The sequence below is a fragment of the Lactobacillus laiwuensis genome, assembly GCF_019972835.1.
Taxonomy (GTDB): domain Bacteria; phylum Bacillota; class Bacilli; order Lactobacillales; family Lactobacillaceae; genus Lactobacillus; species Lactobacillus laiwuensis.
The window spans coordinates 1-23,370 of sequence record NZ_BPPB01000009.1 but is presented as its reverse complement, the minus strand read 5'-3'; the positions used below and the strand labels follow the sequence as shown (position 1 = coordinate 23,370).

24 protein-coding genes, 2 tRNA genes and 1 pseudogene are annotated in these 23,370 nt (G+C 35.8%); 15 read left to right on the top strand and 12 right to left on the bottom strand.

The genetic code is table 11. The features are described from left to right. Positions 1-433 precede the first annotated feature (433 nt). The 6 genes from LDM92_RS07850 to yycF all read right to left on the bottom strand — a co-directional run bounded on the left by LDM92_RS07850 (position 434) and on the right by yycF (position 7,318). Positions 434-1,642, bottom strand: a complete 1,209-nt coding sequence (locus tag LDM92_RS07850; protein WP_223902750.1) for a S1C family serine protease — start codon at positions 1,640-1,642, stop codon at positions 434-436. Between the two features lie 79 nt (positions 1,643-1,721). Continuing rightward, positions 1,722-2,519: an MBL fold metallo-hydrolase gene (locus LDM92_RS07845; protein WP_223902749.1), complete on the bottom strand. Its 798-nt coding sequence runs from the start codon at positions 2,517-2,519 to the stop codon at positions 1,722-1,724. 14 nt (positions 2,520-2,533) lie between these two features. Continuing rightward, entirely contained in the window at positions 2,534-3,361 is an 828-nt protein-coding gene (locus LDM92_RS07840; RefSeq protein ID WP_223902748.1) for a two-component system regulatory protein YycI, read from the bottom strand. Position 3,362: 1 nt separating this feature from the next. After that, positions 3,363-4,697 (bottom strand): hypothetical protein, encoded by a 1,335-nt coding sequence (locus LDM92_RS07835; RefSeq protein WP_373868657.1) that lies wholly within the window; start codon positions 4,695-4,697, stop codon positions 3,363-3,365. Next, on the bottom strand, positions 4,687-6,540 hold the full coding sequence (walK, locus tag LDM92_RS07830) for a cell wall metabolism sensor histidine kinase WalK (RefSeq protein ID WP_223902746.1): 1,854 nt from the start codon (positions 6,538-6,540) through the stop codon (positions 4,687-4,689). The genes LDM92_RS07835 and walK overlap by 11 nt, the downstream gene beginning before the upstream one ends. A 61-nt stretch (positions 6,541-6,601) precedes the next feature. Then, complete coding sequence (gene yycF, locus LDM92_RS07825; RefSeq protein ID WP_223902745.1) at positions 6,602-7,318, bottom strand: response regulator YycF; 717 nt, start codon at positions 7,316-7,318, stop codon at positions 6,602-6,604. A 140-nt stretch (positions 7,319-7,458) separates the two neighbouring features. Here yycF and LDM92_RS07820 point away from each other — a divergent pair. Further along, positions 7,459-7,531: transfer RNA gene (locus tag LDM92_RS07820), tRNA-Lys, on the top strand. A 370-nt stretch (positions 7,532-7,901) separates the two neighbouring features. Beyond that, a tRNA-Lys gene (locus LDM92_RS07815) sits at positions 7,902-7,977 on the top strand. A gap of 74 nt (positions 7,978-8,051) precedes the next feature. Here LDM92_RS07815 and LDM92_RS07810 read toward each other — a convergent pair. Further along, positions 8,052-8,561: a zeta toxin family protein gene (locus tag LDM92_RS07810; protein ID WP_223902744.1), complete on the bottom strand. Its 510-nt coding sequence runs from the start codon at positions 8,559-8,561 to the stop codon at positions 8,052-8,054. Positions 8,562-8,704: 143 nt separating this feature from the next. Between LDM92_RS07810 and LDM92_RS07805 the strand changes: the two genes are divergently transcribed. The 7 genes from LDM92_RS07805 (at position 8,705) to LDM92_RS07775 (ending at position 14,594) form a co-directional block, all read left to right on the top strand. Then, positions 8,705-9,583: an alpha/beta hydrolase gene (locus LDM92_RS07805; protein WP_223902743.1), complete on the top strand. Its 879-nt coding sequence runs from the start codon at positions 8,705-8,707 to the stop codon at positions 9,581-9,583. An 88-nt stretch (positions 9,584-9,671) separates the two neighbouring features. Beyond that, positions 9,672-10,667 (top strand): DUF4097 family beta strand repeat-containing protein, encoded by a 996-nt coding sequence (locus LDM92_RS07800; RefSeq protein WP_223902742.1) that lies wholly within the window; start codon positions 9,672-9,674, stop codon positions 10,665-10,667. Positions 10,668-10,912: 245 nt separating this feature from the next. Next, on the top strand, positions 10,913-11,236 hold the full coding sequence (locus tag LDM92_RS07795; protein WP_187154793.1) for a PadR family transcriptional regulator: 324 nt from the start codon (positions 10,913-10,915) through the stop codon (positions 11,234-11,236). Beyond that, a complete protein-coding gene (locus tag LDM92_RS07790; RefSeq protein WP_187154792.1) occupies positions 11,220-11,864 on the top strand; it encodes a DUF1700 domain-containing protein in 645 nt (214 codons plus the stop codon). Before LDM92_RS07795 ends, LDM92_RS07790 begins: the two co-directional genes overlap by 17 nt. A gap of 2 nt (positions 11,865-11,866) precedes the next feature. Next, positions 11,867-12,676 (top strand): DUF4097 family beta strand repeat-containing protein, encoded by an 810-nt coding sequence (locus LDM92_RS07785; RefSeq protein WP_223902741.1) that lies wholly within the window; start codon positions 11,867-11,869, stop codon positions 12,674-12,676. An 87-nt stretch (positions 12,677-12,763) separates the two neighbouring features. Further along, positions 12,764-13,654, top strand: coding sequence for a DUF4097 family beta strand repeat-containing protein (locus LDM92_RS07780; protein WP_223902740.1), 891 nt, complete (start codon positions 12,764-12,766; stop codon positions 13,652-13,654). Between the two features lie 205 nt (positions 13,655-13,859). Next, a complete protein-coding gene (locus LDM92_RS07775) occupies positions 13,860-14,594 on the top strand; it encodes a DUF4097 family beta strand repeat-containing protein (RefSeq protein ID WP_045927372.1) in 735 nt (244 codons plus the stop codon). A 53-nt stretch (positions 14,595-14,647) separates the two neighbouring features. Here the strand turns inward: LDM92_RS07775 and LDM92_RS07770 are convergent, their stop codons facing one another. Both LDM92_RS07770 and deoC read right to left on the bottom strand, forming a co-directional pair. Next, positions 14,648-15,367 carry a GntR family transcriptional regulator gene (locus LDM92_RS07770; protein ID WP_045927371.1) on the bottom strand — a complete coding sequence of 240 codons (720 nt, stop codon included), beginning with the start codon at positions 15,365-15,367 and terminating at the stop codon, positions 14,648-14,650. 129 nt (positions 15,368-15,496) lie between these two features. Then, a complete protein-coding gene (deoC, locus tag LDM92_RS07765; protein ID WP_223902739.1) occupies positions 15,497-16,204 on the bottom strand; it encodes a deoxyribose-phosphate aldolase in 708 nt (235 codons plus the stop codon). A gap of 528 nt (positions 16,205-16,732) precedes the next feature. Here deoC and LDM92_RS07760 point away from each other — a divergent pair. The 6 genes from LDM92_RS07760 (at position 16,733) to LDM92_RS07735 (ending at position 20,900) form a co-directional block, all read left to right on the top strand. Further along, positions 16,733-17,497: a lysophospholipid acyltransferase family protein gene (locus LDM92_RS07760; protein WP_223902738.1), complete on the top strand. Its 765-nt coding sequence runs from the start codon at positions 16,733-16,735 to the stop codon at positions 17,495-17,497. A 10-nt stretch (positions 17,498-17,507) separates the two neighbouring features. Next, complete coding sequence (locus LDM92_RS07755; protein WP_223902737.1) at positions 17,508-18,347, top strand: glycosyltransferase; 840 nt, start codon at positions 17,508-17,510, stop codon at positions 18,345-18,347. 20 nt (positions 18,348-18,367) lie between these two features. After that, positions 18,368-19,315, top strand: a complete 948-nt coding sequence (locus LDM92_RS07750) for a glycosyltransferase family 8 protein (RefSeq protein ID WP_223902736.1) — start codon at positions 18,368-18,370, stop codon at positions 19,313-19,315. Continuing rightward, positions 19,312-20,199 carry a lysophospholipid acyltransferase family protein gene (locus LDM92_RS07745; RefSeq protein WP_223902735.1) on the top strand — a complete coding sequence of 296 codons (888 nt, stop codon included), beginning with the start codon at positions 19,312-19,314 and terminating at the stop codon, positions 20,197-20,199. The genes LDM92_RS07750 and LDM92_RS07745 overlap by 4 nt, the downstream gene beginning before the upstream one ends. 70 nt (positions 20,200-20,269) lie before the next feature. Beyond that, positions 20,270-20,500 (top strand): cytochrome b5 domain-containing protein, encoded by a 231-nt coding sequence (locus LDM92_RS07740; protein WP_034981697.1) that lies wholly within the window; start codon positions 20,270-20,272, stop codon positions 20,498-20,500. Between the two features lie 166 nt (positions 20,501-20,666). Further along, entirely contained in the window at positions 20,667-20,900 is a 234-nt protein-coding gene (locus tag LDM92_RS07735) for a type II toxin-antitoxin system prevent-host-death family antitoxin (RefSeq protein WP_223902734.1), read from the top strand. A 439-nt stretch (positions 20,901-21,339) separates the two neighbouring features. Here the strand turns inward: LDM92_RS07735 and LDM92_RS07730 are convergent, their stop codons facing one another. From LDM92_RS07730 to LDM92_RS07720, 3 genes and pseudogenes are all read right to left on the bottom strand, one after another. Then, positions 21,340-22,365, bottom strand: coding sequence for an alpha-L-fucosidase (locus LDM92_RS07730; protein WP_223902733.1), 1,026 nt, complete (start codon positions 22,363-22,365; stop codon positions 21,340-21,342). Between the two features lie 150 nt (positions 22,366-22,515). Then, positions 22,516-23,274 (bottom strand): type I 3-dehydroquinate dehydratase, encoded by a 759-nt coding sequence (gene aroD, locus LDM92_RS07725; protein ID WP_223902732.1) that lies wholly within the window; start codon positions 23,272-23,274, stop codon positions 22,516-22,518. Positions 23,275-23,289: 15 nt separating this feature from the next. Continuing rightward, positions 23,290-23,370: pseudogene (locus LDM92_RS07720) on the bottom strand (serine protease); the annotation flags it as partial.

Here is a 23,370-nt window from a genome sequence, read left to right as displayed (position 1 = left end):
AAAGTTAAAAACTACATTTTGTGGTTTTGACCTTTAGTAAGCGAACAAATTGTGTTTTGAAAATTTTTTGGTATTTATCATCCTTGATTTACCCACATACAGATTTTTCATAGTTGCTTTTCACAAACTTTTGGGCCTAAAATACTGCTGTTAAGCCTTGAACTACTGTTTGTACTAATTAATTTTCACTATTATTTACACACAATTCACAGGTTGTCCACAATTTATCCCAACCGTTTTTGCGCATTTTATGCACAATCCACAAAGTTATCCACAATTGTCAACAAGATTTTTAGCTATGTTTTTTGCTTGACAATAATAATTAACGAACTTTTATATGTTTCCCAACGTTAATGTTAAGAAAAAGGCTATACTTATGTTTAAAATCGCATAGTATAGCCTTTTTATCACTTAATTCTAGAATATTATTTGCTTAATCAGATTGTAATTTTACGCGTAAATTAATCTCTTTGCCGTTACGATTAATCGTCAAATTAATGGTATCTCCGACTTTGTGATTATACAAAATGCTGTGTAACGAAGCAACATCTGATACAGATTTGTTGTCAACTTTGATAATTACATCACCAGTCTTAATTCCGGCCGCAGACGCAGCACTATGCTTAGAAACCGAAGCAATGTAAATACCGTTTTTCAGATTAGACTTAATGTTAAGTTGCTTTCTGTTGCTAGAAGGTATGCCTTGCAAAGCAATCACTTTAACACCTAGTTGCGGACGGACAATCTTGCCTTTTTTAACCAATTGATTAACTATAGTTACTACTTCATTGGACGGGATAGCAAAACCCATGCCCTCAACTGATGTGCCATCACTTGACTGCGAAAGCTTCATTGAGTTGATGCCAATGACTTGACCTGCAGAATTGACTAGGGCACCACCCGAATTACCCGGGTTAATAGCGGCATCCGTTTGAATAACTGTCTGCTGATTAGCAGAAGAAGTAGTGATACTTCGTGCCGGAGCCGAAACTATTCCTTGAGTAACTGTAGAAGCGTATTCGCTGCCAAGTGGCGAACCAACTGCAATTACCGTTTGACCAGCCTGTAAACTCTTAGAATCACCAAATTCAGCTGTTTGAGTTACATAGCCGCTATCAATAGAAAGAACAGCCAAGTCCGTTGTAGCATCCGTACCTACAATACGTGCGTTAACTGTTTTGCCATTGGACAGCATGACTTGCACTTTATCACTACCAGAAACAACGTGATTATTAGTTACAATATAACCTTTATTACCAGATCTCCGGTAGATTACGCCTGAGCCCTCGCTATAGGTCTGCAATTTCCCCTTGCCTTTATTGTCATTATCGTCATCGCCAAAAATATCGAAAATCGAGTTGCTGCTACTTGATTGCCGTTTCATATTAATAACTGAAACCACAGCACCTTTGACATCATTATAAGCCGGCGTCATTGTGCCGCTGGTTTTGGCACTATTTCTGGAAGTCTTGGCACTATTTGAACTAATACTAGTTTCAGCATTATTATTCATATTAGCGTTATTAATTTGATCCAAGGCCACATATGAAGCACCACCACCGATTAATCCGGCAACAACACCAACAATAGCAGTTTTCATAAAACCATGCTGCTGATGACCAGAGTTTTGATTATTCATCATTTAATCTCCTTTACACATCTTTTTACTATACTAACAAATCTTGAAAAAAGATAAAAAGTTTCTTTAAATTTGTACTAAATTAAATTTGTACTAAATTAGTTGGTTGAGCAGGATCAGTCAAAATAATTTTAACATCACTCGGCAAATCAGCATCCCCATCAACCATTATTTTTTTAGCAGCATTATAAGCCAATTTTGCCGTATTATTATGCTGGCTTCTGTGTGCTAAAAAAATGTGTTCAGTTTTACTTGTCACTACATCCAGTAGTGCCTGACCGGCATCATCATTTGATAAGTGTCCGACATCTGACAGAATGCGTTGCTTTAAGCCCCAGGAATACGGGCCATTACGCAACATCATGTCGTCATAATTAAATTCCATGAGATAGGCATCCGCATCCTCGATCACGCTTTTTACTTTACGAGAGACATAGCCGGTATCTGTCAAAAAAGCGATGCGCTTACCGCCACTGGTAAAAACGTAATATTGCGGCTGGGCCGCATCGTGACTGGTCGCAAATGCTGTCACATCCAAATCGCCAAAAGTCTTGGTTTGCCCTGGCTCAATAATATTAATTTGTTCAACCGGTATTTGCCCAATTTTTTGTGTTTCAGTTAAATATTCCCAAGTACCACTGTTGGCAAAAGCCGCAATTTGAGGGTAACGCCGCATTAAAACTCCTAGTCCTTTGCTGTGATCTGAATGGTCATGGCTTAAAAAGACCATGTCAATGTCTTTAATGTCAACGCCAACTTCACTCAATAAAGTCTTGATTTTTTTACCTGATAAACCTGCATCCATTAAAATTTTATGCTGACCAGTTTCAATTAAGCTGGTGTTACCAGTCGAACCGCTGGCTAAAACAGAAACCTGCACCGCATTATCCCTTCCTAGTTTTTCTGTACATTAACATTATATGAGCTGCCCTGCAAGATTTGTGCTGTAAATGCATTAACTCTTTTAACAGTGATATTCTTAGTAGTTTTATTTTCAACTTGAATTAACCATGTAGGCAATAAAATTGTGCTGCCGCGAACATCTGTCAATTTAGAATAGCCTAAAATAACCCGCATTACCCGTGAATTGTTGGCAATTTCCCTATCAGTATACATGGCTTTAACTGCATGCCACGCACTGATAATTAACTGTGGTTCTCGAACTGCTTTAATAGGACCCATATAATAAATAGTATAGTTAGTAATTTGATTATTGCGCACATTAATTGTTAACTGCGCGTCACTGTCATAAATACGACCATAATCAGTATTCTGTACATAACAATAGGTATTGTCACCAGACATGCTGGGTTCAAACTTAAATGTTTTACCATAAGGAACATTTTTAGGATCATTTTTAAAATCCTCCAGCTGCTGCATATTATTTTTACGATTGCCACTGAGCAAAATCATGGACTTTGGTGTACCAGTTAAAGAATTGTCACTTTTGGAATAATGTGTAGTAACTTGTGTAAGGCCACTGCTTTTACCAGAAAGATAATCACGATTTTTAACGGCTAAATAATAACCGGACTGTTGTTTATGTGAAATATGCAGTGGCACATCAATACCATCCGCACGCATCTCAGCACGAATGCTCGTTGCAGTAGAACCGGAAGTATTGCTTAAACTAATAGGCGAACGCCAAATTTCAATTCCTAAATAAATATCGATTAACAAGAAAATAATGAAAAACAACCATTCTATTCTTTTACGGTCCATCTTATTTCCCTTCTTCCGTTAATGTCTGCCTATATTTATTCAGGGCAAGAAAATCTACTTTCTCCCATTCGGCTAAACTCTTCCACTCATCATATGCTTTGACATAATATCCTGGTACCAGGTTAACCAAGTGGTCGTGTGATTTGTCCTTTTCAACCTTAAAGGCTACTATTATACGTTGAATTTCATTTTTTCTCATACCGGCATTTACTAATCTTTGCATCACTGCTGTACTTGTCGGCAAAGTTTTCGTTTGCCCATCAAAAGGTATTGGAATTTGCAAATCTGTATTATTAAAATCAACTTTTACAGCATCTTCAGTGAAAGTGGTTGCAACTTGTGGGTTATTTTTATCCCAAAAGACTGGTATGCCTTCAATATAGTTAATGTAGCTTATAGAATCATTTATAGTATCAAAGTAACGCAAATCCTGCTCGCTTAAACCTAATTTATGAACAAAATCTACGCTCTCTAAAAGCTGCTCATTAAGTGATATGTCTTTACGTTTCTCATAACGGGTATAGTGAAAATCATGTCGTTCAGTTTTAGCCTTAGGAACGCGCAAATTGGTATAGTAATTTAGCGAGTACGTAGTCCAGCCTTTTTTATTAGAGCGAGTTGTCACGTTAGTAGTACCTAGGAGCCGAGAGACAAAATACGAATCAGTTTGGGTATTAGTAAGATAGCTATATATTTTCCAATGGTCTTGCTTAGTAAAGAATACCTCATAACAATTTTTTAGACGTACAAATTCTACTGGAACTCTGCCTTGAGCTCTGCTGGCATAATTGCGTAGTTTAGAAAAATTGCCTTTAATTAAATGAACCCGGTAAACTGTATAAGTCTTATCATTTCCAAGGTAAAGATAATTATTGCTGTCTGTCACAAAGACACGTCGAAATTGTACATCATCTTTTTTAACGCTTTTCCTAGTAAACAAGTTGATGCTAACCTCTTTAGGAAAGCTTAGCTGAATACAATTTTCATCATGCAGCATTTTTTCATACTGCTTTTTCCCCGTGCTGATTTTATTAATACTACGGTATCTCACTCCTTTCACTTCTTTGACAAATTCCAGTGGCAAATTCTTTTTAGCATCATATAAACGATATAATTGACCATTTCTAAAGCCATAAGAATTAGTAGGAATATACAGGTTGGAAGCAATGCGGTCACGCCTGTTCTTTGTTTGTTCAGTTACTCTGTTTGTTTGATTAATATGATTAAAATACTGGTCATTAGTCATGATAAAAATCCAGAGAACAATCGAGAGAACGAAAACAGCCACTGTTCCCAGTAAAAGCAGCGCATCGCCGAGCTTAAATTTAGACTTCATCCCAATCATCCCCTTCGCTCATTGGTTCATAAGGTAGTGCAATATAAAAAATAGAGCCATTGCCTTCACTACTATTGGCCCAAATATGACCGTGATGTTCCTCCACAATCTCTTTAGCAATCGCAAGACCCAGACCGGTGCCGCCTTGAGCCCTTGAACGAGCTTTGTCAACACGGTAAAAGCGATCAAATATTTTAGTCAGATCTTCACGTGGAATGCCTAAACCTTGATCAGCAATACTGAGAACAATCCGCTTTTGTTCAGAATGAAGTTTAACTGTGATTGTCCCACCATTAGGCGAATACTTAATTGCATTATTCATGATATTATCAATTACTTGCGCAAACTTATCAGTATCAATTTCTACCCACAATGCCTGTGTGCCCAATTCACGCTTAATAGTATATTTTTTGTTTTCTTTTTTATCCGTTTTGACAATCATGTCAAAGCGATCAAGGATATGAGCTACAAAGTCATTAAAGTTAACCCATTCCACATCAACTTTAGAAACTCCTCTGTCCATGCGCGACAAGCTGAGAAGTTCACTAATCATTCGGATCATGCGCTCGGTTTCTTCTTGCGTTACCTGTAAAAATTTAGGAGCAACATTGGGATCTTTCCAGGCCCCTTCATTTAAAGTTTCAATGTACGCGTGCAGACTAGTAAGCGGGGTACGCAACTCATGAGAGACATTAGAGACAAACTGCTTTTGTGAATTTTCATTTTTCTGTTGTTCAGTAATATCGTGCAAAACACAAACACTACCGGAAACAAAACCTGTCACCCTTTTAATAAGAGAAAAGCTGGCATGTAAAATGACTTCGTCGCGTGTTCCCTGACCGATTGTAATCACAATTCCCTTTTGGCTGCCAATCAGATCCTGTGAAGATTCTTCCAGACCTAGGACTTCAGCAATCGGCTTATTAATAATTCCATCTTCTGTTTGGTTTAAAAAGTTGAGCGCCATTTGGTTAACAACGTTAACATTGCCGTGCCTGTCAGTAGCAAGAACGCCATCACTCATATGGGACAAGACGCTGTCCAGTCTGCGCTGCTCACTTTCAGATTCTTCTTGAGAACGTTCAATTCTAACAGATAATGTGTTAAAAGCCTGCCCCAATTGACCCAACTCATCATTTGAATAGATCTTTACTTGGCTTGAATAGTCACCGTCAGCAATACTAAGAGCCTGCTTTTGCATTTCCTCAATCGGTTTAGTAATCGCATGGGAAACAACTAGTGATAAAATGGCACCCATTACCGCCGCAATTAAAGAAGTAACTAAGAACATCAGTGAAATATTACGCAAGTCATTGAAAACTCCCTGCATCGACGCGCGCACATAAATCGCACCAACAGTATTAGCGGAACCGTTGCCAGCATTCAAAGGGGTAACCTGCACCATATAATCGCCGTGATTATTAACTACTTTAGTTGCCTGCCTGCCAGTGGAAGTTACCTGCTTTACCAGCGTATTATTGACTCGCTGACCAATCCGGTTTTTATCATTTAAATTTGAAACCGCACGAATGATATCCTTATTGTCTACAACAATAATTTCACTAATTGTGCCAATACCATTGCTATAATCATTAACAATCCTGTTTAAATTACTGTCAGTATGCTTATTGTCTTTCAATAATTGTGTTGACAATTGGTTTGATACAATGGGCAAAACCTGAATTGAAGATTGAAAATTTTCAATACTGTTTTGCTCTAATTGGCGGGTAAAATAAGCACCAATAACCTCAATTGTGGCAATGATCATGGCCATAAATACAATGGCTAAAGTAGTATTAATAGAAATAGTTAAATGTTTAAACTTATTCTTGATTTTTTTCATAATTTTACAAAATTAAATAAAAAGAAAGCCGCGGTTGCTAAACATTGCGGGGCTTTCTTTATTAGTCTTCATTAGGCTGTTTTACGTAATAGCCAACACCACGCCGAGTTACTAAAATCTGCGGCTGGATTGGATTATCTTCAATTTTTTCACGCAAACGGTGTACAGTAACATCGACTGTCCGGACATCACCAAAGTAGTCATAGCCCCAAACAGTCTGTAACAGATGCTCCCTGGTCATTACCTGATCCATATGCTGTGCTAAATAATAGAGCAACTCAAATTCACGGTGAGTCAGCTCAATCTTTTTGCCTTCTTTTTCAACAATATAAGCGTCTGGCATAATAACTAGATTGCCGATGATAATATTTTTCGTGGAACTGCCATCACTAGCACTTTCATCTTTTTTGACGATATTGCGCCGACGCAAATTAGCCTTCACCCGCGCTACTAATTCACGGTTAGAAAAAGGCTTAGTCACATAATCGTCTGCGCCCATTTCCAGACCTAAAACTTTATCAATTTCAGTGTCTTTTGCTGTCACCATGATGATAGGCATATCATGAGTTTGTCTTACTTCACGTGCTACATCCAAACCGTCTTTTTTGGGTAGCATCAAGTCTAAAATCATTAAGTCAGGATTATATTCGTCAACTTTCTTGATAGCCTCTTCGCCATCATACGCAGTGTCGACATCAAAACCCTCTTTTGTCAAATTAAATTTAATAATATCAGAAATTGGTTTTTCATCATCAACAACGAGAATTCTCTTTGACATCGAAAAGCCCCCTTTTGTGATCATTATACTGGTTTTTAGTTTATTAGCCAAAAAAGTCACCAAAATTTAATAAAAAAACTTGCATTTCAGTGAAAATAATAGCATAATAGTCTCCGTTGGTTATTTGTAATAACGCTTATGGGTGGCTAGCTCAGCTGGCAGAGCAACGGACTCTTAATCCGTGGGTCCAGGGTTCGAACCCCTGGCCACCCATTGATAATTAAAGGTAGTAATCACTTGGTTGCTACCTTTTTTGTTTTCAAAAAATATTAAACCTTTATATAATATCAGATCATTTTTATTTGTCAATTCGTGTTGATTTACTTTTGTATCTGCTGAATAATTTAACACTTTTTTAGCAAAAACACTTATTCAACAATATTTTATGTGCTTGCTTTATTTTTGGCTTACTTTTGCAAAACTTCATGAAAATAGCAAATTAAACTGCCAGTTTACAACCTCTCAACTACAACTTTCGTGCCAGGCAGATATTAAGTAGAATTCTTCATACTTTTTTATCCAAAAGCCTTGTCAAAAGCCGAATTAATTGTTATCATAATTAATTGTCAACAGAAATGGTGACGGGTGGCTAGCTCAGTTGGCAGAGCAACGGACTCTTAATCCGTGGGTCCAGGGTTCGAGCCCCTGGCCACCCACCATAATAAAAATAGCACTGCAAGTAGTCGGTGCTTTTTTTATTCCTTTTAAAATAGCTTGATTTTAAGGAGACTTTCTAGTCTCCTTTTTTGTTTTCATAATCTGCAATATCCGTCAAAATCTGTTCTGCCAGTTCTTTAACAGTGGCACTTGTCAGCTTGCGCTCTTTTTCGCCAAGTGTATCTTGTTCAAGCCACCATTTCTTGAGAGTCTCAAGCGGAAAAGGACTTTCCTTTTTTTCATTATGTTTTGCGGTTTGCGCGAAAGGAACATCTAAGTAATAAACAAATGCTCCTGAACCAAATTCATGAATTATTTTAGTTAAAGTTGTGCCATAAATCCTTTTGGGCAGTATCCCTTCCAATATAATTATAGGGTAGTATTGTTTGCCCCATTCAATCATTAATTCTATCAGACTGGCAGTTGGCGCCGTCTTTTTTTCCTTAACATGCAAAATATCAAGGCGCAATAAATCTTCATGCAAAAGCAAACATCTTTGGTAGCCAAAATGATTTTGCAAGCAATTGGCTAAGACAGTTTTGCCACTACCAGAATTTCCTCTAATTAAAATAAAAATTGGTGTCATTGAATATTTTTCCTTTCAATACCGGTAACTAAAGAATTAACGCTACTATTTAAATTATATTATTAAGCTTTTATATTTTTAATATTAAAATAATGCACATAAGATATAATTAATACATTAAATTATCAAAGTAGGCAATATTAATGAAGAAAAAATGGTTAATAGGAGTATGCAGCATTTTAGGCTTACTCTTAGTTACAATTTTCCTGTTTCACACTTATGAACAAAAAAGTTCGCATACGGCTACGGAAGAAGTTAATTCTGGCAATACGAAAAAAGCTTATTTTAAAGCTACGCCTACCATTTATTTGCATGGCTATGGTGCTGGTGCTCGCTCGAGTGCAGGAATGATTGCATATGCCGAACGATATAATGGTGCACACAAGGTTTTAACAGCTAAAATTTCTCCGGCTGGTAAGGTTGAATTACAGGGAAATTGGCCCCGCAAAACTAAAAGACCACTTATTCAAGTAATTTTGCAAGATAACAAAAACAGCAACTATTACACAACGCGTGAGTGGTTTCACAACCTGATATTATGTTTAAAGCAAAAATACCATATTAAACAATATAATACCGTAGCTCATTCTATGGGAAATATCATGACTCTGTCTTACCAACTAAAATACGGACAGGAACGTGATTTGCCTCGATTAAAAAAGCAGGTTAATCTTGGAGCGCCATTTGATGGTATTATTGGTTTAGATGAGAAGCCCAATTATAATTATCTGCTTAAAAATGGCAAGCCAAAATACATGACCCAATCCTACCAATATTTCTTAGCGCATCGTCATAACTTTCCAAATAACGTATCAGTATTAAATATTTTTGGCAATAAAGAAAATGGTACTAATTCTGATGATGACGTCAGTTGCGTTTCAGCTCAATCTTTACGATATTTGTTGCGTGGCAAAGTGAATTACCATGAAATTGAAATTAAAGGTGCAGGTGGACAACACAGCAAGTTGCATGATAATTACAAAGTAGATCAGATTATCGGCCGGTTTCTGTGGCCTAAATAGTTGTTATAAACAATTTTAATATTTTTTTCATAAATTATAGCGTATAATAAAAAGAAAAAAGATATTTTATAGTGACAGGAGAAACAGGATGACTCCACTAATCGAAAATTTCATCTCCAAATTGGCTCTGAATTTGACGTCTTTATCTACTTCAGAACAAAAATATACACTTGACTTCTACCGTGATTTTCTGCTGGACGGTGATTTTCAAACAAAAGAAGAAATAGTTAAAGAACTAGGCACTCCAGATGACCTGGCAAAAGAAATTAAGCAAGACTACGTTAAATTTTTAACAGCAGTTACTGCCTCTGCTAATGACCCCCATGCCAGTGATAATTATTTTAACGGCTTGCGTGTCAAAAGATATCCCCGCAGAAAGCGTACCATTACCCTTGAAAACTTCAATCAAGTAAAATTGGCAGTTAAGACTACAGATGTAATTATTCATCAAGGTAGTCAGTTTCAAATAACAGTAGCAGATTACAGCAGCAGACCCATAGAAACTAATTTAGTCAAGCAAACGTTGGTTGTTAAAGAGACTCCTATCGAGCAAAAAAACAGTGTAATCATGTTCAACAGGCTCACCGCTGTCAGTCGCGTGGAAATTACTGTTCCTAAATTAGATTCTTTATCTAAAATTAGCGGACAAAGTCACAATGGTGATATCATGTTGCAAAATCTAAAACTTAAAAACATCATACTTAACCTTCATAATGGTGACATATACATCAATAATGTCAGAGTTTCAGATGAATTTATTTTTGCCGGCCAGAACGCTGATTGCTTTGTTACTCAGTCAAAAATTGCTCAGTTATCCAGTAAAGTTCAAAACGGAGACGGCAGTTTTAAACGCAGCATCCTTAAGCAAATAATTACCCAAACAGATGATGGCGATATAGAAATTAACCAATGCCATGCTAACATCAGTTTACAAGCACAGGATGGAGATGTTCTGATCAGGAAAAGCCAGCTAACCGATCAAAATATTGTTAAGAGTACGAATGGCGATTTGAAGTTAGGTCAACTTGCCCATGACATCAGTGTGCAGCTTAAAGTAAACGGTGGCGACATTTATTTATCGTAATTCCAGTATTGGCAATAGTTTTAACAGTCAAAGTATGCAAAGTGACTCGTTAATAGCAACCTTAAGGGATGGAGATATAATCATTAAATAAAAGTAGGACGCAGCTGATGTGACCCCCGAGATTAAGACAATTTCGGGGGTCTTATTTTTTGTATTATTTATGGAAAATTTAGGTTCAGTACTTGCTAATTTCTTAAATCTAAATTAAAATATTATATATCATATAATATTAGGGGAGGCAAAGCATGGCAATCCAAATACCGACTCGTTTGCTAGATGGTGCGGTTTTAGCTTTTCTAAAACAAGATGATCTGTATGGCTACGCTTTGACGCAAAATGTGCAAAAGATTTTTTCTATCTCCGAGTCAACTATCTACCCTGTTTTACGCAGACTAAAAAAGAATAACTGCTTAACGACTTATGATGAGCCTTATCAAGGACGCAACCGGCGCTATTATCATATTACTGACGAAGGGATAAGGTTGCTAAATACAATTCAAGATGAATGGCAAGATTTTAGTGCAAGAGTTAATCAAGTATTAGGAGGGCAAAATGACCAAAGTAATTGATGATTATATTTCCGAACTAGAACAAAACTTAGCTGATTTGCCTGAAAAAGATCGCGAAGATGTTGTCGAATTTTACCACGAATTTTTATTGGACGGTGACTTCATCAGACGTTCTACCATCGAAGCTGAACTAGGAACGCCCAAACAATTAGCAATCAATATTTTAGCCGATTATTCAAGCAAAGATGATTCTGTTTCTCCAAGAAAGGAGACTCCGAAGTCAAACCTAAAGGCCAGCTGGTACATTTTACTAGGAATTTGTGCTGCTCCAATTGGCATCCCACTCGTTTTAGCAATTTTATTCGTGCTCTTCTTTATACTCGCAGTTTTCTTTGGCTTATTTTTTACTATAATAGCCTTTTTGTTTAAATTCTTTGTCGGTGGAGGACTAAACTTTCTTAAATCTTTATCCCTGCTATTCACTAACAACTGGCCAGTCGGCTGTCTTTACTTGGGTAAATCCTTAATTTGCATTGGCATTATTCTTTTATTACTCCCATTTATTATCAAGTTAGGGAAAATTTTAATTGCCAAGTGTACCCAGTTTATGCGTAACCTTGGTAAAAATATTTTAAAGAAAAATTATTTTCAAACTAGTACCGGAAAAAATACAGATAAGGAAAAATAAAAATGAAAAAGTTTTATAAAATTTGTGGGCTAATCTTTGGACTGCTATTACTTATTGAGCTGATCCTACTAGTCGTATTTAGATTAAATGATAACCCGTCACATGATTATAATGGTAAACACGCTCATTATAATGAAAGCAAAACTTTTTACGTGAACAAGTTCGACAATATTAAGTTAGCCTGTTACAGACCTGATATCCGAATTTCACTTAAGGATATTAACAAGTTTAAAGTGGTTGTTAGAGGGGGGCACGGTGCAGACATCAAAAAAATAAAAACTAAAGTTGATCATAATATGCTCACTATTTCGGATCAGCCTGAACATGATTATAACGATGGCTATTATAGCGTTGATGTTTATGTTCCTGCTAAAAGCGCCATAAAAAAGATAACTGGTTTTTGTGAAGAGGGCGATTTTTATATCAATAGTTTAAACGTTCCCCGCATCAATTTGACAATAGAAGATGGCGACGTTTTAATTAATAAGCTTACTGCGAAAAGCCTTGACCTAAATTCAAATGACGGTGACCTCAAAGTAAACCAGTCGACTTTTTCACGTAGTTCACTAAAGCTAAATGATGGCGATGTTAAGATTAGCGACTCTCAGATACTAAATAACAGCTCAATTATATTGAATGACGGCGACTTTTCAATGTCAAACGCACCTAAGATCAACTATGTATTGACAAATCACTCAGATGATAAAATCATTTTTAAAGGTTCTTACCATTCCAATCATTTTGCAAAAAAAGTTAAAAATAAACCGATACTAAAAGTTACCAGTATGGATGGCGATATTCTAATTAATTAGTGGGCAAGTAAACTTTACTTAGATGTTTTCTTGGTTAGTAATACCCATTTTAAAATTAAAAACTTATCTAAAACAAGGAGAATCAAAATGAAAAAGTTTTACCTAATCAGTGTTGCCATCATTACTATCGGTATAATTTTGCTTGGTATTGGTGAAACTAACGGTGGCAGAGAAGATATCAATAATATCCATTCAGGCATAACAACCAATATTGAAAACTTTTTTAATCGTAATCAAACTCACGCAGACTCACATCATGTACCAGCAAAATCCCGTACCTTTAACGTAGGCAAGTTCTCTAAAATTAATATTGACGCTGAAGAACCCAACATCCAAATTGCTAAAGGAGACAACTTCCAAATTAAAGTTAGTGGTCCTAATGTAAAAAAGATCAGTACCAAGGTTCATGGCGAGAAACTGACCATTTCAGACAATGGTGCATATGAGGATGGTACATATAAGGTAATTGTCACTGTTCCAGAAGCAGACTCGCTAAAAGAAATAACTGGATCATCTTCTGAAGGTAATGTGCAATTAACTGATTTGACAGTTGCCAGCATCAATTTACAATCAGAAGATGGCAATATTACTACAGATAATATTAAAACGCAGGAAGCCAACCTTGACCTTGATAATGGCGACTTAAAAATTACTAATTCAACTTTAACAAGTGGTATCTTGAACCTGAGTGAAGGTGATTTAACTGTTACAAATAGTCACTTTAAAATTAAGGCAACTTTGGGTGACGGTGATATCAGAGTCAACGATTCAAAATTACTGGCTGACAGTTCCTTTAATTTGAGTGAAGGAGATTTCCAAATGAGCAGACCTCCTAAGATCAGTTACCAGTTGGCAACTTCCTCAGAGGATGAACTTATATTTCACGGTAATAACTATCACAGACATTTTGCTAGAAAATTAAGGGATGCGCCTCTACTCAAAGTTTCTTGTGGTGATGGTGACATTCTCATAAATTAACTTCTATACATCTTGCAACTGATGAACCCACATAAAGCAAAAGACTGGGATTGATTTTTAAAATTAATCCTAGTCTTTTTAAATGGTTATTTTAGCTGACTAAATCTAATACTTTATTTTTTTATTGCTTCACTTAAACTAGCGTGATATCATAAGATAAAGAAAAAATTAAATTAATGTTAAAAAGATAAGAGACAGCTTAATCATGAAAATATATATTGACGGAGACTTCGACAAAGAATTTGAAGCTCATGATGAAAAAGTAGAATCGCAAGAAATTGATTTAGAAAATTTTATTAACATAGATGCCGAAATAGCCACCGCTAGTGTCACTATTCAAGTAGGCGCTGGTTTTCATATATCAACTCATGACATTAATCCTAATCGAATAAAAATTCGTGTGGCAGAGCAAACCCTTTTTATTCGTGAACGAAAGCCTCATTTTCACAAAAAAGTTTATATTAGCAGAATTAAACCTAAAATAACAATTACAGTACCGCAAGCTGCAGAACTCAATGAAGTCCAGCTAAATAATTTTGCTGGCAGCATTGATCTAGCTGGACTTAACATGCAGCAACTTGAAGTCAGAGCAAATGCCGGTTCCTTAAAATTACAGGACGTCACGATCCAAAATAAAGCCGAAATGGTGCTAGACGCTGGCAGTTTATCCATCAATCACTGTAAGATGAATTCTCATGCAAATTTGGCTGCCGGAACTATCAGGGTCACAAGCTTGCAAGGGAAAAACCACTTTAAACTAGCCGCTGGTTCACTAAAAATGATAGATGATGAAGAGCATAAGACAGATTACGATTTATTCGCCACTTTAGGCTCGATCTACTTTCACGGCAGTAGAATGGGCAAGCATTTTTACAAGCATGAAGGCAGTGCCAACCAATTAACTGCTATCAGCTCAGTTGGCTCAATCAAAATTCAATAAAAGAAGTCTTACTTCGACTTGCACAGGCAAAGTAAGACTTTTTATATATCAAATTAACGCTGGACATCTATTATAAATGAATTAATGTCTCCGCGGTATTTAGCGATTGAGTACTCAATGGGCTGCTCATCCCTTGTCAGTCCTTGAGTGTGAAAGTAAAAAATCGGCTTATGGACTGCAATATTTAATAAGTTGGCGGTAGTTTCCTCAGCTTCCATTACTTCCAATTTTCTAATTACCCGGGTGACTTTTAAATGGTATTTTTCAAGTGTGCTGTATAAAGAATCTTGGGCAAAATTATAATTAATCAACTCAGGTATCCTCTGTTTAGGCACATAAGTTGTAACTAAAACAATCGGTTGATCATTAGCATAGCGCAGCCGCACTAACTTAAAGACAGGTGCTTTCTCAGGCAGCTGTAAATTTTTGCATACTTCAGGTGTAGCTTTTTCTTCATCAAAATAAAGCAGATTGGTTTTAGGGTAGATGCCTTTGGCACTCATTTCTGCGCTATAGCTTTCAATCAAATGGGTAAATTCCTGCTCGATTTTAACTTTTTTAACCAGGGTGCCCCTTTTACGACGCCGCTCTAAATAACCTTGATTGACCAGCAATGAGATCGCTTGCCTCATTGTTGGTCGACTTACCTGATATTTATCCGCTAATTCAGTTTCTGGAGGAATAATTGTATTTTGCGCATAAATGCCAGTTTGAATTTTATTCAAAAGATCGTTGGCAATTACTTGATATTTAGGGAGTTCTTTTTTTACCAATTAGTTCCACCACTTTCATCTTACTAAATTATACCATTATAAGAATACTATACCATGCAAAAAACCGGTGTAAAGAGCTAAATAATCCCTACTTACACCGGCTTTTTTGACACTATTTTTTATTTACACTTAAATTTCAATTGAGTTAATGCCATCTTTTTCAAACCGCTGCTTAAGAGTTTCAATGATTTTTACACCAGAGCTCGTGCCTATCCGTTCTGCTCCGGCTGCAATCATTGCTAAAAAATCATCGGTATTGCGAATTCCACCTGCAGCTTTGACTTTAACATTCGAACCAACATTTTCTTTCATCAGTTTTACATCTTCTACTTTTGCGCCAGCGGTGCCAAAGCCAGTTGAAGTTTTGACAAAATCTGGTTTCACCTTTTTAGCAATCAAGGCCAGCTGTTTAATTTCAGCTTTAGTCAAGTAGCAGGTTTCAAAAATGACCTTACATGGCACATCGTGATCATGGCAAAGTTTAACCATTTGAGTCATTTCATCTTCAATATAAGACCAATTATGAACCCGCACTTGCGTTAAATTAACAACATAATCGATTTCATTGGCACCGTTTTGTAACGCATCTTTAGTTTCTGCCAATTTGCAAGTTATTGTAGTTTGTCCCAAAGGAAAACTAATTGCAGCTCCTGTATCAATATCTGTCCCCTTTAGTTGCTGGGCACAAAATTCTGATTGAACCTCATTAATTGCTACCATCTTAAAATGATATTTTTTAGCTTCATCACAAAGCTTTTTCATGTCTTCCTCAGTCGCATCCGCATGTAAGTTAGTATGATCAATTAATTGTGCAAAGTCATCTATTGTATATTTCATTATTATTCTCCTTTTTTGTAATTACATAATATAGAATTAAAAGTAATGGCTCATAGCGTAAAATGCTTATAGTTATTACTGTTTCGTAATAATTATATTATATGGCAAATAAAATAAAAATAGTAATATTAATGATTATGAATTTACATAAGAGATGAATTAATACTAGAAATTAGTACATATTGCTATCTCAAATTTAGATTTGATACCGATTAATTGAAACGCAACGTTGTGGACAGTTGAAGAAAAAACTTATTTAGTAAAAGAAGTTATGGAAGGCATAAATGAAATTACTAGGTATAAATAATCTAGTTTTTATAAAAATGTTCTTATTAACAATATGTAATTACTTACTACAGTACTTATATATGTGATTTATCACCTATGAGGAAAACAAACACTCCTAGCAACCTTATAGAAACACATAACCAAGATAAAAATTATGACAGATAACCTATATAGCGCCCTTTTTAATCTTGAGCAATTCATGATAAAATTACTTATTGACTTTATTGAAAGAAGGGTTCGATGGGCAAGCGAAAATTCTTCTATCATCATTTAACGGATGATTTGGTAGTTAGCCTGAACCAAGATTATCATTTACCAAATAGTTATGCTATTTTTCCGAAATCATTAGGTAGGAAAATCTGGTCTAAAATTGTACGTCCTTTAGGACATTTAATTAGTATAGTCTACATTAATTTGGTTCTGAGAGTACGAATAATTGGCAAAGAAAATTTGCAGGCTATAAATGATCAGGGATTTTTTATCTACGGTAACCATACCCAAACTTTTGGCGATGTGGTTTTGCCGCTCAGCATTGTTCCTGCAAAAAAATATTATGCTATTGCAGCACAATCAAATTGGGGCATCCCTGTTTTAGGCAAACTGGTTTTACCATATTTTGGACTTCCTGTTGGTGAAAACATAGAACAATCCGCAAAATTGATTAAAGCAATCACTACTGTTATTAAAGCAAAAAAAGTAGTCGTCATTTATCCTGAATCACATGTTTGGCCTTATTACACTAAAATCAGGCCTTTTCCAGTGAACAGCATGCATTTCCCTGTTGCACTTGACTCTGCCAGCTTTACTATGACTACAACTTACTCTAGGCCCAAGTGGGGTAAGAAACCGCAAATAACGGTCTACATAGATGGGCCCTTCTACCCAGATAAATGTCTCACTAAAAAACAGGCGCAAGAAAAACTACATCAGCAAGTTTATCAGACAATGCAAAAACGAGCCCTAACAAGTGATTTCGAATATTATATGTATCAAAAAATAAATTAAGGAGTTCTCAATGAATATTCTTTTTTGTGGTGATCATAACGCAGAAGATGGCATTCTTATCGCTACGCTTTCATTAATAAAAAATAGTGGCGCAAAGGAGCTCCATATCTACATTCTAACAATGTACACTCAAAGCTATCACAAGAAATTTAAGCCTTTCAGCAAACATGCAGCAGACTATTTAAAAGGCCTTTTGGTGAAGCAAAATCCGCATAATACGTTAAAATTAATGGACTGCACGGGGCTATTTGTCAGAGAGCCGCTAATTGCTAACATGAGTACCCATTTTACTCCTTACGCTATGCTCAGGCTCTTCGCTGACGAAATACCCCAGCTGCCAAATAAAATACTATACCTTGACGCTGATGTAATAGTCAGGCGAAGCCTCGTTAGCTTTTACCAACAAGATCTAACTAATTACGAATTCGCTGGCGTTCTTGATTACTGGGGACGGTTCTTTTTTCACAATCTGCACGAGCATAAAGTTTTTGACTACATTAATTCCGGCGTTTTGTTACTTAACCTGCCAGAAATTAGAAAAACAAAATTATTCGCTAGAATTAGGCACCTTCTGCAGACTAGAACCGTGTTAATGCCTGATCAAACTGCAATTAACCGTTATGCCAGAAATAAGAAAATTGCTCCGCGTCGTTATAATGAACAGTATAAATTACAGTCGGACACCGTAATTCAGCATTTTACTACCAGTTTCCGCTTTTGGCCCGTGTTTCATACCTTGACAGTTAAGCCATGGGATGTTAAGCGGGTACATACAGTACTAAAATTGCACGAATATGATGACATTCTGAATTACTATCTCAATGTGAAAAGCAATTTAGTACAAAAATAATGTTTGGAGAAAATAAATATATGACAATTCCAGTTTTTTATGCAATTAGTGATGATTTTACAAAATACGCAGCAGTTTCGCTGAACTCTTTAGTAAAGAATGCTGCTGAGGATAAAGATTATACTATCTATTTTTTAAGTCAGGACTTATCACCGCAGCACAAACAAGATTTATTAGAAATAGGCTCTGCTAATGTTCATGTTAAATTCTTTAAGATTAACGATGAAATAGTTGCGCCCATTCAAAATCGTACGGAAAACTATTTACGAGCTGATTTCTTTACCATGTCCATTTTTTACCGCTTATTTATTCCTGATCTGTTTCCCCAATATGATAAGGCAATTTATATCGACAGTGACACAATCGTAAATGATGATATTGGTAAATTGTATGATACAGAACTTGGCAATAATCTCTTTGCAGCTTGTACTGATTCCTCCATTCAATTTGTAACAAAAATGGTTGCCTATATTAAAGAAGTATTAGTTCTTGATCCTAAAAAATACATTAATTCCGGCATGCTGGTTTTAAACTGTAAAGCTTTTCGCGATGAAAATTTTATTGATCATTTCATGCGTTTACTAAGCAAATATCATTTTGACTGTATTGCCCCTGATCAAGATTATTTAAACGAAATTGGCGATAAAAGAATTTTACATTTAGATCCCAAATGGGATGCCATGCCAAATGATAATACTGAGCCTTTAACTAATCCCAGCTTGATTCATTACAACCTTTTCTTTAAACCATGGCATTTTAAAAACGTTCAATATGAAGAATATTTCTGGAAGAGCGCAAAAGAAACCAAATTTTATAATGATCTGTTGACTGAACTAAATACATACACTGATGAGCAACGTGATGAAGACCGGCATAAATTAGATCACATGCTGGCTAAAGAAGATAAAACTATTAATGACCCTTATAACTGGGCTAATGTGAAAAAGCAAGGACCTGTCAGTTTATGATTATAGGCGACAATCGTGAACAAGTAATTCAAAATATTAAAGAAGCAGTTAATAAGGGCAAATGGGATGCTAAAGTCGAAGTTGGTGACCCTGTTCTTTCAATAAAGGAAAGCAAAGAACTAGTCAATGCTTTTTGGCGAGAGCAAAAAACTTTTAAGGGAAAAGTTAATAATCGGATTGGCCACTTGCTTTTCAATTCTTTGATGCACGTTCTTACATCGTCCACGACATTTATCGGTCTGGAAAATTTAGCTAATTTGCCACAAGGCGGAGCGATTATTACCGCCAATCATTTTAACCAAATTGACTCTTTACCCATTAAGCATTTAGCAAATAAAACCCACCATTCCTTAACTATTGCTATTGAAGATACAAACTTAAAACTACCGGGAATATTACGTTACCTAATGAATTATGTGGGCACAATTCCTTTAATAGAAACCCCTAGCTATGTTGGTAACGAATTTCCGCGTCACCTGCATGATGCGTTAGAACAAAACAGTTGGGTTTTAATTTATCCTGAGCAGGAAATGTGGTGGAATTACCGCAAGCCCCGCGAATTAAAACGAGGCGCCTATTACTTTGCTGCCAAGCAAAATGTGCCAGTTATTTCAACTTTTATTGAAATTCAAACAACTGACAAATTAGAAAAAGACCACCCTGATTTTTACCAGACTAAATATGTAGTTCACGTTTTGCCGCCTATTTTCCCTGATGTTAAACTGAACGCCAATGAAAATTCTAAGCAGATGATGAAGCGCGATTACCAGCAAAAAGTAGCTGCCTATGAAAAGGCTTACCAGCGTAAGTTAGATTCGGCTTTTACCCCCTGGGATATTGCTGGCTGGCGTTTTAACTATCAAAAAAATCAAAGTAAAAGTTAGACTTGTTGATTCTTTGAGCTATAATATAGGTAACAATAAGTAAGTGTATTTGGAAAGGGGATATTTTCCAATGGAGAAGTTTACAAAAGAATCTTTAGCAAAATATGATGGTAAAAATGGTAATCCAGCTTATGTTGCTATTAAAGGTGTTGTTTATGATGTTACTGGCAATCCACACTGGACTGATGGTGAACACCATGGTAACTTGGCAGGACGCGATTTGACTGTTGCAATAGGACAATCACCTCATGGTGAAAGTGTCTTAGGTAATTTGAAAAAAGTCGGTACCTACGAAGATTAATTAGATAATATAAATAAAAAGAAAAGAAACAAGCAGCTAATAAACTGCTTGTTTCTTTTCTTTTACCTTTTTTGCCAATCTGATCTTGGTTTACTTTATTGCTCATTATTATACTGTAAATTATTAGAAAAATAATGTACAATATTTGTCAAAGGAAGTGATGCTCATGTTACAAATTCGACCTGTTTCAGAGTTAAGAAATTACAATAAAGTCCTTGACAAAGTTAAAAAAGATAATCCAGTTTTTCTTACCAAAAACGGCTATGGCAAATTTGCTCTCATAGATATTGGGGACTATGATGAATTTACTGCTGCTCTTGAGCTGGTAACTAAGCTGAAAAATGCTGAAAAGTCAAAGCATTATAATTTTGATGAAATTAAAGGAAAACTACTCAGCTAATGTTCTCATTAAAATTATCTAGCCCTTCTAAAGAATATTTTGAAAACCTAAAACCTACTTATTGGCTAAGTTTGGTGAAAAAGTAAAAAAGAAGTTTTAGCTAGGGAAGACGAAAAACTGGATAATTTAAAGTCATTTCCATATCTGGGCATTAAAGCTACTAAGTTTTTTGAATTATTTAATGGCTGTTATGTTCTAATTGATAAATATGAATATATTTTTTACCGTGTAGATAAAAAAGAAAAAATAATTTATATCGAACTTATATTAAGTACCAAAGAAGATCTCATTCAAAAAATCCAAAATTACTTTCATTGATTAAGGCGCATCCGTTTAGGACGCGCCTCTTTTGTAGTGTTAAACCACAATATTCAAATTCTATTTAGTAAAAGCCAAAAAATCAATGATGAATTATTACAAAAGCAACATTGATTTTCTATTATTTCTCAGCCAATTTCGCTGCAGCAACAATATTTTGCTGTGCAGGCAAAGGGATCCTTCCTAAACCATCAAGTCCAATATTTAATAAATAATTGATTCCCAAGCTGTTTAAATATTTACGGTTGTGATAAATAGTTTCAGGGGACTTCCAATTTTGATCACGATAAGAAAAGCCCCAAGAATTATTAGTGGTACCGGCTGACTCATATAAACCATATGGTGAAGGTTTAAGGCCATTAAGTGAGTTAAAATTAATATCTTTTTGCTCCTTTTCTTTTTCACTTGGAATTTCATTATCGCCAAGGGAAACATAATCATATTTGCCATTACCAAGACGTGAATTTATTAGGCAATTTGGTTGCAATTTTTTTACTGTCTCATAAATTTTCTGACTTTGGCTTGCAGTTAATGTCATCGGTACATCAAACCAAGCAACAGCTATCTCCCCATAATTACTCATTATTTCCTTAATTTGGGGCAGAATTTTGTCTGTAAAGCATTGATTATAATTCTTATTTTTTTGAGGAAAGTCCCAGCTATTGTCCCAAGTAGTGCCAGAGGATTCAATATCATTTGAAAGGTAGCCTCCCCCATTTGGTTCATGCCAATCTAAGTCTTGGGAATAATAAAGACCTAGCTTTAAGTCGAATTTTTGGCAAGCTGCTGCAAGTTCACCGATTACATCCCGCTGAAATGGTGTTGCATCATACACATTATATGAATCTACTTGTGAATGGTACATTGCAAAGCCATCATGGTGTTTAGTTGTAACTACCAAATATTTCATACCACATTTTTTAGCAAATGCTACGATTTTTTCGGCATCAAAATATATGGGGTTAAAAGCGGTAGCAAGCTGGCAATACTTTGCAACAGGTATTTGCAATTTAGACTGAATCCATTCAGCGTAATTGCTTGCAGATTTTCCTTCATATTCACCAGCAAGAAGCGAATACAAACCCCAATGAATCATCATGCCGTATTTAGCATTTTTAAACCATTCAATATTCTCGTTTGCAGTCATACATTTCTCCATTACTAAAGTTACCCTAGAAATACATAGTGTTGTCATTAAAAGTTTAACACGTATTTTTCGTATAAATTTGATTTCAGCAAAAAAGAGTTAGCTATAATACTTAAAGCTAACTCAAAATATCTATTATCTTAATAAAATTTACTGTATTGCCAAGTAGTTTTCCGCATTACGCAGATCCTCAATTGATAACTGACCGGGTGCCGAAGTCTGACCAACAGCGCCAAAGGACAGACTTGAGCCGAAAGCCTGGCCTGCTACTCTAGTGACTTTACCGATATCGCCCATGGCCATAGTAATCAGGGGATTAGCAATTTCTTTATTCATTTCTGTCGTCGCTGTTAAAAGAGTTAAAACGTCAGAGGCACTATGAGGCATGCAGGCTAACTTGGGCACATCAGCACCAAGTTGCGCCATTTTTCGTAAGCGAAATTCGATTACATCTTTAGCTGGTACCTTTTCAAAGTCATGGTTACTCATGATTACAACAACATTATAATTATGAGCTAAAGTCACCAAAGACTTTATTCTTTTTTCATCATGAAAAAGTTCAATATCAATAGCATCACCCAACCTGTTAGTAATTACATATTCTACTAAATTTAAATACTGATCCTCGTCGAGCTGACAAACTCCACCTTCATTTTTGGTACGAAAAGTAACTAAAACTGGTAACTCGCCCACTTCTTGGCGCAATTTTTTGGCAGTAGTATTTAGTGTATTAAAATCCTTAATCCCTGCAGCATAATAATCAATGCGCCATTCCATTAAATCCGGTTTAGCAGCCTTAATCTTCTTAGCTGAATCCATAATCTCTTTTTCAGTTGAACCGACATTAGGCACAGCAATTTTAGGCAGACCTTCACCTAAAACAATATTTCTAATCTTGACAGTAGCCATTATTCAATACCTCAACTAATTATTATCATCAGAAAACATAATTTCACGAATATAATCAGTCGGCATCTCTTTACCTGTCCATAACTTAAATGAGGC

Coding starts and splice junctions, on each gene's coding strand:
- LDM92_RS07850 (WP_223902750.1), bottom strand. CDS start 1,642: ATGATGAATAATCAAAACTCTGGTCATCAGCAGCATGGTTTTATGAAA.
- LDM92_RS07840 (WP_223902748.1), bottom strand. CDS start 3,361: ATGGACCGTAAAAGAATAGAATGGTTGTTTTTCATTATTTTCTTGTTA.
- LDM92_RS07835 (WP_373868657.1), bottom strand. CDS start 4,697: ATGAAGTCTAAATTTAAGCTCGGCGATGCGCTGCTTTTACTGGGAACA.
- walK (WP_223902746.1), bottom strand. CDS start 6,540: ATGAAAAAAATCAAGAATAAGTTTAAACATTTAACTATTTCTATTAAT.
- yycF (WP_223902745.1), bottom strand. CDS start 7,318: ATGTCAAAGAGAATTCTCGTTGTTGATGATGAAAAACCAATTTCTGAT.
- LDM92_RS07810 (WP_223902744.1), bottom strand. CDS start 8,561: ATGACACCAATTTTTATTTTAATTAGAGGAAATTCTGGTAGTGGCAAA.
- LDM92_RS07805 (WP_223902743.1), top strand. CDS start 8,705: ATGAAGAAAAAATGGTTAATAGGAGTATGCAGCATTTTAGGCTTACTC.
- LDM92_RS07800 (WP_223902742.1), top strand. CDS start 9,672: ATGACTCCACTAATCGAAAATTTCATCTCCAAATTGGCTCTGAATTTG.
- LDM92_RS07795 (WP_187154793.1), top strand. CDS start 10,913: ATGGCAATCCAAATACCGACTCGTTTGCTAGATGGTGCGGTTTTAGCT.
- LDM92_RS07790 (WP_187154792.1), top strand. CDS start 11,220: ATGACCAAAGTAATTGATGATTATATTTCCGAACTAGAACAAAACTTA.
- LDM92_RS07785 (WP_223902741.1), top strand. CDS start 11,867: ATGAAAAAGTTTTATAAAATTTGTGGGCTAATCTTTGGACTGCTATTA.
- LDM92_RS07780 (WP_223902740.1), top strand. CDS start 12,764: ATGAAAAAGTTTTACCTAATCAGTGTTGCCATCATTACTATCGGTATA.
- LDM92_RS07775 (WP_045927372.1), top strand. CDS start 13,860: ATGAAAATATATATTGACGGAGACTTCGACAAAGAATTTGAAGCTCAT.
- deoC (WP_223902739.1), bottom strand. CDS start 16,204: ATGAAATATACAATAGATGACTTTGCACAATTAATTGATCATACTAAC.
- LDM92_RS07760 (WP_223902738.1), top strand. CDS start 16,733: ATGGGCAAGCGAAAATTCTTCTATCATCATTTAACGGATGATTTGGTA.
- LDM92_RS07755 (WP_223902737.1), top strand. CDS start 17,508: ATGAATATTCTTTTTTGTGGTGATCATAACGCAGAAGATGGCATTCTT.
- LDM92_RS07750 (WP_223902736.1), top strand. CDS start 18,368: ATGACAATTCCAGTTTTTTATGCAATTAGTGATGATTTTACAAAATAC.
- LDM92_RS07745 (WP_223902735.1), top strand. CDS start 19,312: ATGATTATAGGCGACAATCGTGAACAAGTAATTCAAAATATTAAAGAA.
- LDM92_RS07740 (WP_034981697.1), top strand. CDS start 20,270: ATGGAGAAGTTTACAAAAGAATCTTTAGCAAAATATGATGGTAAAAAT.
- LDM92_RS07735 (WP_223902734.1), top strand. CDS start 20,667: ATGTTACAAATTCGACCTGTTTCAGAGTTAAGAAATTACAATAAAGTC.
- LDM92_RS07730 (WP_223902733.1), bottom strand. CDS start 22,365: ATGACTGCAAACGAGAATATTGAATGGTTTAAAAATGCTAAATACGGC.
- aroD (WP_223902732.1), bottom strand. CDS start 23,274: ATGGCTACTGTCAAGATTAGAAATATTGTTTTAGGTGAAGGTCTGCCT.